This window comes from Psychromarinibacter sp. S121 (assembly GCF_049801035.1).
In the GTDB taxonomy this organism is placed as follows: domain Bacteria; phylum Pseudomonadota; class Alphaproteobacteria; order Rhodobacterales; family Rhodobacteraceae; genus Psychromarinibacter.
On record NZ_JBNAGE010000005.1, the window covers coordinates 219,609 to 231,137 of the forward strand.

At 65.6% G+C, this 11,529-nt stretch carries 8 protein-coding genes; 7 read left to right on the forward strand and 1 reads right to left on the reverse strand.

The window, feature by feature from the left end:
* Positions 1–271 precede the first annotated feature (271 nt).
* The 7 genes from glsA to ACP156_RS21685 all read left to right on the forward strand — a co-directional run bounded on the left by glsA (position 272) and on the right by ACP156_RS21685 (position 9,920).
* Positions 272–2,122, forward strand: coding sequence for a glutaminase A (gene glsA, locus ACP156_RS21655; RefSeq protein WP_425053471.1), 1,851 nt, complete (start codon positions 272–274; stop codon positions 2,120–2,122).
* Entirely contained in the window at positions 2,119–2,904 is a 786-nt protein-coding gene (locus tag ACP156_RS21660) for a c-type heme family protein (RefSeq protein ID WP_425053472.1), read from the forward strand. The genes glsA and ACP156_RS21660 overlap by 4 nt, the downstream gene beginning before the upstream one ends.
* Complete coding sequence (locus ACP156_RS21665) at positions 2,901–5,591, forward strand: response regulator (protein ID WP_425053473.1); 2,691 nt, start codon at positions 2,901–2,903, stop codon at positions 5,589–5,591. The genes ACP156_RS21660 and ACP156_RS21665 overlap by 4 nt, the downstream gene beginning before the upstream one ends.
* Positions 5,588–5,953 carry a response regulator gene (locus tag ACP156_RS21670; protein ID WP_425053474.1) on the forward strand — a complete coding sequence of 122 codons (366 nt, stop codon included), beginning with the start codon at positions 5,588–5,590 and terminating at the stop codon, positions 5,951–5,953. The genes ACP156_RS21665 and ACP156_RS21670 overlap by 4 nt, the downstream gene beginning before the upstream one ends.
* Positions 5,953–7,488, forward strand: coding sequence for an adenylate/guanylate cyclase domain-containing protein (locus ACP156_RS21675; RefSeq protein WP_425053475.1), 1,536 nt, complete (start codon positions 5,953–5,955; stop codon positions 7,486–7,488). Before ACP156_RS21670 ends, ACP156_RS21675 begins: the two co-directional genes overlap by 1 nt.
* A 380-nt stretch (positions 7,489–7,868) precedes the next feature.
* A complete protein-coding gene (locus ACP156_RS21680; protein ID WP_425053476.1) occupies positions 7,869–9,437 on the forward strand; it encodes a GMC family oxidoreductase in 1,569 nt (522 codons plus the stop codon).
* 24 nt (positions 9,438–9,461) lie between these two features.
* Positions 9,462–9,920, forward strand: a complete 459-nt coding sequence (locus tag ACP156_RS21685; protein ID WP_425053477.1) for a RidA family protein — start codon at positions 9,462–9,464, stop codon at positions 9,918–9,920.
* Between the two features lie 44 nt (positions 9,921–9,964).
* Here the strand turns inward: ACP156_RS21685 and ACP156_RS21690 are convergent, their stop codons facing one another.
* Positions 9,965–11,488 (reverse strand): aldehyde dehydrogenase family protein, encoded by a 1,524-nt coding sequence (locus ACP156_RS21690; protein ID WP_425053478.1) that lies wholly within the window; start codon positions 11,486–11,488, stop codon positions 9,965–9,967.
* Positions 11,489–11,529: the final 41 nt, after the last annotated feature.

Sequence of the window (11,529 nt, forward strand, 5' to 3'; positions counted from 1 at the left end):
TACTCAGGCCCCTGCCCCGCCACAAGCCGGGTTGCTTTGACAGTACCACTCAAAGAGATAAGCGGCGCAGCTTGCTTTGAGATTGGTTCTGAAAAAGAGGCTGCGTGCGCCACAAGCAAGCTGCATAAGGAACAGGCAGAACCGCCAGCGGCGGGCCCTTGGCCACGCGGGAAACACGGGCAACTTTCGCCCTCTTGCACGGGTTCAGCTTTTTAGTCTTGCCGTAGCGTAAGCAAGTGTCGACACTCAGGTATATTTTTGGAGAGTTCTGATGAAGTCTTTCCCGGAGGAGGCCTTTTCGACCGGCCATTCGGTGCTGAATACATACCTTGATGCGCTCGTGTCGGAGCTTGCCGGGCTGGAGACCGGAGACATCGCAACCTACATCCCGCAGCTTGGCCTTGCCGACCCCGAGGACTTTGGGATCGCGATTGCCACGGCGGACGGTCGGTTCTGTAAGGCGGGTAACTGGGACCGGATGGTGACGGTCCAATCCGTGTCGAAGCCCTTCATGTATGGTGAGGCGTTGCGGCGGTTCGGGCGTGACACGGTGCTGACCAAGGTCGGGGTCGAACCCACGGGCGAGCGGTTCAATTCCATCGTGCTGGACGAGGCGAATAACCGCGCCTTCAATCCGATGGTCAACTCCGGCGCTATCGTCACCGCGTCGCTTCTGGCGCAGGAAACGGCCGAGCGGAACGAGACGAGCATGGTCGACCTATTCTCGCGCCTTGCGGGACGACGGCTGTCCATCGACAAGGACGTGTTCGCCTCGGAGCACGAGACCGGACACCGCAACCGCGCCATCGCGTGGCTGATGCTGAACTCGGGCATGATAGAGCCCGACCCGGATCTGGTGCTGGATCTCTATTTCAAGCAGTGCTCGGTGCTGGTGAATTGCGCCGACCTTGCCGCGATGGCCTGCACGCTTGGGACGTTCGGACGGCAGCCGGTGACCGGCGAACAGGTCTTTGCGCCCGAAGTCACCCGCGACGTGCTGTCGGTGATGACCACCTGCGGCATGTACGACTATGCGGGCCAGTGGCTTTACGACGTGGGCCTGCCCGCGAAAAGCGGCGTCTCGGGGATGATCATGGCCGTGATACCCGGACATATGGGGATCGCGGTGTACTCCCCGAAGCTCGATGCGGTGGGCAACTCTGTCAGGGGCATCGAGGTCTGCCGCCGCTTCGCACGCGACTTCGGCCTGCACGCCTGCACCAACGCGGTCGACCCGGGCGGCGCGATCCGCAGGGTCTACAGCGCGCGCGAGGTCCGCTCGCTGCGCCAGCGCACCGCACCCGAACGCCGTGCGCTAGAAGCAAGCGGCGAGTCCTTCGCCGCCGTCGAACTGACCGGCCCGCTGCATTTCGCCACGGCCGAACGCGCCGCGAACGAGGCCGCTGTCGCCGCGCAACTGGCTGGCTGTGTGGTGCTGGACCTGCGGCGGGTGGAAAGCATGGACCCCGCCGCGCTGGACATCCTGTCGCGCATTCCCGGCACGGTCGGAGACGACACCACCCGGGTCTACCTTGCCGAGACGCCCGAACGCCTGCTGCCGGCCTTGACCGACGCCCTGGCGGCACACGACGCCACCGACGCGCTGGCCTTTGCAACGACCGAGGCCGCGCTGGAGGCGTTCGAGGACACGGTGCTGGAGACCGCAGGCATCCTCGGCACCGACGACGCGATGCGGCTGTCCGAGGCCGAGATCTTCAAGGGGCTGTCCCCCGACGAGATCGCCGTTCTGGAAGGCGCCGCCTCAAGCTTTTCCTACGACCCCGGCGCGACCATCGTCACCCGGGGCGACGCGGCGCTGGCTTTTTACGTGGTGGCGCGCGGCGTGGTCAGCATCACGATCCCCGTGGGCGAAACGACGCGCCGGATCAGCGCGGTGGGCCCCGGGCAGGCGTTCGGCGAACTGGCGATGCTGGACGGGGGCGCGCGATCCGCCAACGCTGTCGCCAGCGGCCCGGTCCTGTGCCACGCCTTTTCGATCGAGCAGATCAAAGAGATTTTCGAAGCCCGTCCGAACGTTCACTCGGTGATCCTGGCGAACCTTGTGCGCAGCCTGTCCGACCGGCTGCGCGCGGCAAATGAACAGATAGGAACTTTTGAATGACGAAGCCTCGTTCCTCGCGCCGCCCTGCCCCTGCCCGACCGTTGCGTCTGCTGCTTGCCCCGCTTGCCGTCCTTACCCTGCTTGCCCTGCCGCTTCCCGCCCCGGCGCAGGACCACGACGCGCTGGTCGCCACCGGCAACCGCCTTGCCGCGTTGCTGCGGGCGGGCCGTGCCGTCGTGTCGGCGAACCAAGACCGGATCAACGACGCGTCCGTGGGCGACAAGGGCCTGACGCCGGATGTCTTCATGGATCAGGTGATCGCGGCCTATCTGGAAACTAACGGCGAACCGCCTCTGACCGACGACCTGACCGACCTGCAACGCCGCCTGACACAGGCGCAGCTGGACGCCATGCGCGCGGTGGTGGCCGAACAGCAGCAGGTCATCAACATGGAAGGCATGGGCTTCAAGGGGTTCATCCCCGCCGTCTTCGCCCGCCTCGTGAACGAACGCTTCGGGGAAACCGTGGGCGATCTGGCCAACGTCAAGGTCACCGCCCCACCCGATCTGGTGCGCAATCGCACGGCCCGGCCCGACGCGTGGGAGGCAGAGGTGATCGAGACGCGGTTCGGCGCCGTTGACCACGAGAAGGGCGCGCCGTGGTTCGAGGTGGTCGACGGCGCGGACTTTCGGATGCTGATTCCAGAGTATTACTCTGCCTCTTGCCTTAGCTGTCACGGCGGCCCTGCGGGCGAAGTGGACGTGACGGGCTTCCCCAAAGAAGGCGGCACCGAGGGCGAGTTGGGCGGCGCGATCTCGATCATCCTTCACGACGCGCAATGACCGTCACCCCGGACGCCGATGGCGACGCGCCTGCCTCGCCCGGCCAGCGGGTTCCGCGCATCGCCCTGCGCATCGGCGGCCTGTCGGCGATCCTGTTGGGCGTGCTGGTGCTGTCGACGGTCGTCATGGCGTTCGAGTTCTCGGCTAACCAGAAGCGCATCGCCGAAGCGACGGAACGCTTTCACCGTTTACAGGTGGCGACCGCTGCGAACCGCGATTTCGGGATGGTGCGGTATTGGTTGGCAGATCTTGCGGTCAGCCAACTTACGCTGTCGGAACGCAACGCCGAAGCCGCCCGCGACCAGCTGAACGACCGCATCACCGCGCTCGAGGCCTTCGCGCCCGAGGCGGCGGCGACGATCCGCTCGTCTACCGACACGATCTGGACCACCGCCATCGCCGCCGTCGACGCCTATGCCGACGGCAACCGCGTGGTGGGCAACGCCCTGATGTCTCAGGCCCGCACCCAAAGCGACGCCGTTACCTCGGCGATGGCCGCGCTGGTCGACGACCTGTCGGAACAGTCGATCCGCGCCAACGACACCGCTGCCAGCGCAGCGCAGGACGCACGGTTCCGCGCGCTTATCATCTGTCTGGTGATCGTCCTGGCGGGGGCGCTTCTGACGGCGCTGGTCCTGCGCTCGATCCTGCAACCGCTGAACCGCATCGACGCCGCGATGGCCGACCTTCAGGCAGGGCGCCCGCCGGTCGATCTGCCCCCCGAGGGCCCGGACGAGTTCGGCCGCCTGTCCAACACGCTGCGTACGCTGTGGGACACCCAGCGCGCCCGCGCCGAGTTGGAAGAGATCAACGCGCAACAGCGGCGCACTGTACTGACAGCGGTCGAAACGATCCCCGACGGCTTTGCCCTGTTCGACGAGACCGACCGCATGGTCCTGCGCAACGAGCGGTTCCTTGAGGTCTTCCCCTTCGCCCGCACCCTGCCTGACACCGCCACCTACGCCGAGTTTCTGGACGCTGAGATCGCGTCGGGCATCCTGAACATTCCCGCCGAAGACGCCGACGCGTGGCGGGCCGACTGCCTTGCCCGGCACACCAACCCCGGAGGCTCGCGGGCGGAACTGCCCTACGGCCCGCATTACCTTCTGGTTTCGAAGGGCAAAACCCCTGACGGGGGCACCGTCGCGGTCTATTCCGACATCTCGGAACTGCGCGGCCGGCAGGTCGAACTGGAAGCCGCCCGCGCCGAGGCAGAGGAGGCCAACGACGCCAAAAGCCGCTTTCTTGCCTCTATGAGTCACGAGTTGCGCACACCCCTGAACGCGATCATCGGCTATTCCGAGATGCTGATCGAAGATGCCGAGGATGCGGGCGATACGACCTCGGTCCCCGATCTGCAACGCATCGAAAGCTCTGGCCGGCACCTTCTGGCGCTGATCAACGACATTCTCGACCTGTCGAAAATCGAGGCCGGGAAGATGGAGATGCACATCGAAGAGGTGGGCATCGCCGCGCTGGTTGACGACGTACAGGCCACCGTCGCACCGCTGGTGGCGATGAACGACAACACGCTTTCGGTCACAGTCGCGGACGACATCGGCACCATGATGACCGACCGCACCAAGCTGCGGCAAAACCTGTTCAACCTGTTGTCCAATGCCAGCAAGTTCACGCAGGACGGGCGGGTCGACCTGACCGTCACGCCCGAAGCCGAGATGATCCGCTTCGACGTGCGCGACGAAGGCATCGGCATGACACCGGACCAGCTGTCGCGTCTGTTTCAGCCCTTCGCGCAGGCCGACAGTTCCACCGCCAGCAAGTACGGCGGCACCGGGCTGGGCCTGTCGATCGTGAAAAGCTATTGCGAGATGCTGGGCGGCGGCGTGTCCGTGGTGTCGGAGCCCGGCAAGGGATCGACCTTCACCATCCGCCTGCCTGTGTCCGCGCGCGCGCCAGCGCCCGCCGACGGAACGCCCACCGTGCTTATCATAGACGACGACGAAGCCGCGCTGGACAGTATTGGCCGCACCGTGCGCGACGCCGGTTACACGGTGCTGACCGCCTCCGACGCCGCCACCGGCCTTGCCCTGGCGCGCGAGCGGCGGCCCGATGCAGTGCTGCTGGACATCATCATGCCCGAACGCGACGGCTGGTCGGTGCTGCGCGACCTGAAAGAAGATCCGATCCTATGCGAAACGCCGGTCATTATGGTCAGCATCCTGACCGACCGCGAGATGGGTCTGGCCTTCGGCGCGGTCGAGCAGTTGATGAAGCCCGTCGACCCCGACCGCCTGATCGCGGCCCTGGAGGCGCTGGCAGGCGACGCCGAGCGCGAGATCCTGCTGGTCGACGACGACGCCGCCACCCGCGGCCTGTTCCGGCGCATCCTATCGCGCGAAGGCTGGTCCGTGCGCGAGGCGGCCGACGGCGCGCGGGCGCTGGCGCTGGTTGAGGAGCGCAGGCCAAGCCTTCTGGTTATGGACCTGATGATGCCAACCCTCGACGGGTTCCAGACGCTCAAGCGCCTGCGCGAGACCGAGGCCGGCCGTGGTCTGCCGGTGATTATCGTCACATCGAAAGACCTGACGCGGCGAGAATTCGACTGGCTGCAGGACAACGCACGGGACGTGGTAATGAAGGGCGGTGACGGGCGGGCGGACCTGCTGGCGGCCATCGCCCGGCAGGTCGGCAGCGTAAACGCCACCGCCAACGAGGAGGCCCCATGACGACCATCCTGATCGTCGAGGACAACGACATGAACCTCGACATGCTCAGCCGACGGCTAAAGCGGAAAGGCTACGACATCATCTCCGCGCGCGACGGTCAGGCCGGGGTAGACACGGCCCGTGCGGCCCGCCCCGACATCGTGCTGATGGACATGAGCCTGCCGGTGCTGGACGGCTGGGCCGCCACCCGCGCCCTGAAAGAGGACGCCGACACCGCTACTATCCCCGTCATCGCCCTGACCGCCCACGCGATGGAGGCCGACCGTCAAAAGGCGCTGGACGCAGGCTGCGACGCCTTCGGCACCAAGCCCATCGACCTGCCCGACCTTCTATCGAAGATCGAGACGCTGTTGCCCGGCTGATGATCGAGGCGACGAACGATATCCGCGAGCGGGCGCTCGCCGCGCGGGTGATCCAGCGCCTTGCAGGCCCGGCGGAATCCATCGCCGGGATTCAGGACATCGTCTGCGACGAACTTGCGTTGCTGGACTTCGCCGAGGCCAGCGCCGACGCCGAAAAGGTTCGCGCTGCCGCGCGCGAGTTGCTGGCGATGATCGTCGCCGTAGGCGAAACCGGCGTCGTCCTGTCCGACCGCCAGCGCCTGCGCCACGATCTGCGCACGCCGATCAACGCGATCATCGGATATTCCGAACTGATCACCGAGGATTTCGAGGACGTTCTCCCCAAGCCCCTGCTGGCCGACATCCGCACCGTTGTCGGCGAGTGCGCCCTGCTGCTGTCACAGATCGACCGTGTTCTGGGCCCCGAGGCCGACAGCGCCAGCCTGTCCGGCTCAGCCGTCGACGGGCTGGTCGCCGCCTCGCTTGAGGCGACGCTGACCCATGCGACCGACGCCGAAACGCGCGAGACGGGGCATATGCTGGTGATCGACGACACCCACGAGAACCTCGACCTGATGCGCCGGCAACTGGGCCGACAGGGCCATGACGTCACCACTGCGGACTCTGGCGCGACGGGGCTAGAGATCCTTGAGACGACCGAGATCGACGTGATCCTTGTGGATGTGCTGATGCCCGACATGAACGGGATCGAACTGCTGTCACGGATCAAGGCCCACCCGAAATGGCGGTATATCCCGGTTGTGGTGGTGTCGGGGCTGAAGGATATGCGCGCCGTCACCCGCTGCATTGCGGCTGGCGCCGAGGACTACCTCCAGCGCCCGGTGGACCCGGTGCTGCTGCACGCGCGGGTCAGTTCCTGCCTTGAAAAGCACCGCTGGCACCAGCGCGAGCTACGCTATCTGGCCGAGATCGAGTACGAGCGCGACCGCGCCGACGCCCTGTTGCACGCGGTGCTGCCCGCGCCGGTCATCGCACGGCTGCGCGCGGGCGAGAAGGTGATCGCCGACCGCGTGCCCTCGACCACCATCATCTTCGCCGATATCGTCGATTTCACGCCATGGACCGCGAACATGGACCCCGGCGAGCTGTTGCGCCGGCTGACCGAGATCTTCCTCGCCTTCGACGATCTCGCAGCACAGCACGGGGTCGAGAAAATCAAGACCATCGGCGACGCCTACATGGCCGCCAGCGGCGTGCCCCTGCCTTTCGACGACCACGCAGAGCGCGCGCTGGCTTTCGCCCGCGCGATCATCGGCGAAATGGGCCGCTTGACCGACAAGCAAATGGAGATCCGCGTCGGCCTGCACACCGGCCCGGTGATCGCCGGCCTGATCGGCCGCAGCCGGTTTGTCTACGATGTCTGGGGCGAGACAGTGAACATCGCCAGCCGCATCGAGAGCACCGGCGTGCCCGGCCGCATCCACCTGTCCGCCGAGACGCGGCAAAGACTGACCTTGCAGGGCGCAACCGGGTTCGAGCCGAAGCAAAGTCATCTCAAGGGCTTGGGCGACGTAAGGACATTCCTTACGGATTGAAGGGGGACTGCCCCAACGCCGCGTGACAGAACCCGCGCCGGGCTGCTGTCAGACGAATTCGAGCTCGTCTTTACAAGGACAGGATGGCTGCCTCTTACACCGCACAGAGATCGCGCCACTCAGCGAAAGCGGAAACCGGACGTACATCGTGACCGGCAAGCGAATGATCTCGGGGCTGCTTTGCAAGCCTTTGAGCGCGTTGTGCTCGGTCATAGCCGGACGCTACGGGCCCGTCCCCGCTTAACCTGAATCTTTTGGACAAAGCCGAACCGGGTGTTTCCAGCCCTCACAAGCGCGCTATGGTTTCATATACAAACTTCGATTTACATATGGCGCAAACCGCCCCAAAGTGGGAGTGACCATATTCGGAGTTTCAAGACATGTACGACTTCATTATCGTCGGTGCCGGGGCAGCGGGGGCGGCGATGGCCGCTCGTCTGACGGATGGCACGGACAAGACCGTCCTGCTGCTGGAGAGCGGCCCTGACTATCTCAGCGCTGACCAGCCGGACGAGATGGCCAGCCCCAATCCGTTCAACCTTCTGCTGCCGCGACATTTCCAAGAACAGTATATGTATCCGGACCTGATGGCCCGACGCACCGCGCGGCAGGAGCATCGGATTTATTGGCGCGGCAAAGGCGTGGGCGGCTCGACCGCGGTGAACGGGCAGATCGCAATCCGCGGTTTGCTGCATTCCTTCGACCGCTGGGAAAGCAAGGCGGGCTGCACCGGCTGGGGCCGCGACGGCGTGTTGCCGTTCTTCAACGTGCTGGAAGATGACCCGATCGAGGCGCCCTATCACGGTCAGGGCGGCCCGATCCCTATTTTTCGGATGCCGCAAGAGAACTGGGGCGCGGTCGACTGCGCCCTGCGCGATGCAGCACTGGAAGCCGGGCATCCGTGGAACGACGACCTGAACGCGCCCGACACCGAGGGTGTGTCGTGCTACCCGATCAACAACCGCGACGGGCGCCGGGTGTCGACCAACGACTCGTATCTCGAGACCGCGCGGCGCCGGAACAACTTCTCGATCCGCTGCGGCGTGACGGTGGACCGCGTGCTGCTGGACGGCCGCCGCGCCACCGGGGTGCGCGCCATCGTCAACGGCGAACCGGAAGAGTTCCACGCCGAAACCGTCATTCTTTCAGCGGGGTCGATCCATACCCCGCCGATCCTTCAGCGCAGCGGGATCGGTCGACCCGACACTCTGAAGGCGCACGGCATCGCACCTGTCGCCGATCTGCCGGTGGGCGAGGATTTCTTCGACCACCCGTTTTGCCGCTTCGAACTGAAGCTGAAGAACGAACACCGCGCCCGCGACGTGAACGCGCGCCACACCAATGCCTGCGTCCGGATGAGCACCGGGGTCGAGGGCGCCGAGCGGGACGACATCCTGTACGTCGCTATGAACCACGGCGGTGTTGGCGTCGAAAGCGAAAGCGACAGCGCTCAGTTCGGCGCAGCGATGGTGAACAACATCCTGATGGATTGTTCCAGCCGCGGCTCGGTCATGCTCGCTTCGGCCGATCCCTTCATGCAGCCTGTCGTCGAAGAGAACATGTTGGACGACGAGACCGACCGCGCCCAGTTCCGCGCCGGGTATCGCCACCTTGGTTCGCTGGTGGCGCTGGACCCTATCCAGTCGATCGTCGACGGGGTCACGCTGGGCGATAGCGACCTGCCGCTGGGCTGGCTGGACGAAGCGTCCGATGACGAACTGGACGATTTCGTGCTCGAGCAATGCTCGGACGCGCAGCACGGCATCGGCGGCTGCCGGATGTCGGGCGACGGGTCCGGCGTGGTCGACCCGGCCTGCCGTGTCGAGGGCTTTCACGGGCTGCGGGTGATCGACGCCTCGATCATGCCGCTTGACTGTCAGGCCAACACCAACCTGACTTCGATCATGATCGGCGAGAAGATGGCCCGCGCCATCCTCGACGGCCACTAAAGACACGACGCGAAGGACAACGCTATGGACGCCTACGAACGGCTGAAGGCGGCAGGGATCGAGCTTCCGCCTGCCCCGTCCCCCGCCGGGACCTATATCCCCGGCAAGATCATCGACAGCTTCATGTACCTCTCGGGCCAAGGCCCGCGCAAGCCTGACGGCACGTTTCACGAGGGCAAGGTCGGAGGCGAAGTCACGCTTGAGGACGCCAACCGCCATGCGCGCGAGGTCGGCATTCAACTGCTGGGCGTCGCGCACCTGCTGGCGGGCGACCTGAACAAGCTTGAGGCGGTGAAGGTGCTGGGCATGGTCAACGCCGTTCCCGAGTTCCGCGACCACCCGAAGGTGATCAACGGCTGTTCCGACCTGTTCATCGAAATCCTTGGCGAACGCGGCAAGCACGCCCGGTCTGCCGTGGGCATGGGATCATTGCCGAATTACATGACCGTCGAGGTCGAGGTGATCTTCAAGATCCACCCGTAACACATTGCCCCGGTGCGGTTTTCCGCGCCGGGGCCTTTCTGCCGTCAGACGGCGATATCGACCACCATCGTCTTCAGATCGCACATCTCCATCAAAGTGTGCCGGCCACCGGTGCGGCCCAGGCCGCTTTGCGTCCCCGAGGCACCGCCTGCAGGCACATGCGGCTCCCAGTAGCTGCTCATTTCGTTGATGTTCACGATCCCCGCCCGCAGCTTTTCGGTGAGACGATAAGCGGCCGTAATAGAGCGGGTGAACACTGCGGCAGATAGGCCGTAGGGGCTGGTGGCGGCAAGGCGCAAAGCCTCGGCTTCGTCCGCGAAGGTCAGAACGGGCACGACCGGGCCGAAGCTTTCTTCGCGATTCAACAGGCTGTCGGCGTCCAGTCCGGTGACGATGGTCGGCTGGAAATACAGATTGGTGGGCAGCCCTTGCGCCGTGCCACCACCGGCCAAGACCTGCGCGCCGCGCGCCCGGGCGTCGTCCATGTGGGATAGCATCTTGTCGAACGAGGCGGCATTGTTCAATGGCCCCATCGTAGTGCCGGGTTCAAGCGGGTGACCAAGTCGCACTTCTCCTGCAGCCCGGGCCAGCAGTTCGACAAAGCGGTCGTGAAGGCTTTGGTGAACCAGCACCCTTTCCGTCGCGGTGCAGATCTGGCCCGCGTTGCCGAAGGCCCCCGCCGCGACGCGTGCGGCGGCAAGCTCGACATCGGCGTCTTCCAACACCACGGTCGGCCCGTTGCCACCCAGTTCCAGCAGCAACGGTTTGCCCGCGCCGCGTCGCGCGATGGTCATGCCCGTGGCGGTTGAGCCGGTGAAACCGATGGCGTGGACGCCCGGGTGCACCACCGTGGCATCGCCGACTTCAGCCCCGTCGCCGGTGACGAGGTTCAGCGCGCCTTCGGGCATCCCGGCCCCGACCAGCAATTGCGCCAGCCGGTAAGCCACAAGCGAAGTCGAGGGGGCCGGCACCCACACCACCGCGTTCCCGGTCGCAAGCGCCGGGCCGAGGTAGTACATGCACGGCAGCCCCAGTGGGAAATTCCAAGGGGTGATGATCCCGAAGACGCCCTTGGGCTGCAGGAAACTGTGCGCACGCTTGGCCGGGTCGGCCACCGGGATCACCCCGGTTTCCAGCCACTTGATTTGCTCTGCCGCATTGCGGAAGCCCAAAGCCGCGCCACCTACCTCGGCCCGCGCCTCGGCCAGCGGCTTGCCCTGCTCCAGACTCAGAAGTGGCGCCAGTTCGTCTGCCGCGGCGTCGATAGCGGCGGCCATGTCCATGCACAGCGCGGCACGGGCAAAGGTCCCCATGGCGACCAGTCCATCACGCGCGTCCTCGGCCGCAGCGACCGCACGGTCGATGTCAGAGGCTGTGCCCATCGGGACGTGACCCAGCCTCTCGCCCGTGGCCGGGCTGTCGATGCGCAGGAAGCGTCCGCTGCCGCCATCCTCCCAGATGCCGCCGATAAGATGCTGCGCTACGACACCGTCGCCCGAGGGTTTCGCGTCAATCGCGATGCCGCGCAGGTGCGGACCCTCGGGCCGCGTCGAGAACTGGACCGTCATCGGTCTCTCCTTCGTCGTGAATTGGGTAATGCTGGTGAGCC

Excerpts from the sequence above, each read along its gene's own strand:
- glsA (WP_425053471.1), top strand. The coding sequence starts at position 272 with ATGAAGTCTTTCCCGGAGGAGGCCTTTTCGACCGGCCATTCGGTGCTG.
- ACP156_RS21660 (WP_425053472.1), top strand. The coding sequence starts at position 2,119 with ATGACGAAGCCTCGTTCCTCGCGCCGCCCTGCCCCTGCCCGACCGTTG.
- ACP156_RS21665 (WP_425053473.1), top strand. The coding sequence starts at position 2,901 with ATGACCGTCACCCCGGACGCCGATGGCGACGCGCCTGCCTCGCCCGGC.
- ACP156_RS21670 (WP_425053474.1), top strand. The coding sequence starts at position 5,588 with ATGACGACCATCCTGATCGTCGAGGACAACGACATGAACCTCGACATG.
- ACP156_RS21675 (WP_425053475.1), top strand. The coding sequence starts at position 5,953 with ATGATCGAGGCGACGAACGATATCCGCGAGCGGGCGCTCGCCGCGCGG.
- ACP156_RS21680 (WP_425053476.1), top strand. The coding sequence starts at position 7,869 with ATGTACGACTTCATTATCGTCGGTGCCGGGGCAGCGGGGGCGGCGATG.
- ACP156_RS21685 (WP_425053477.1), top strand. The coding sequence starts at position 9,462 with ATGGACGCCTACGAACGGCTGAAGGCGGCAGGGATCGAGCTTCCGCCT.
- ACP156_RS21690 (WP_425053478.1), bottom strand. The coding sequence starts at position 11,488 with ATGACGGTCCAGTTCTCGACGCGGCCCGAGGGTCCGCACCTGCGCGGC.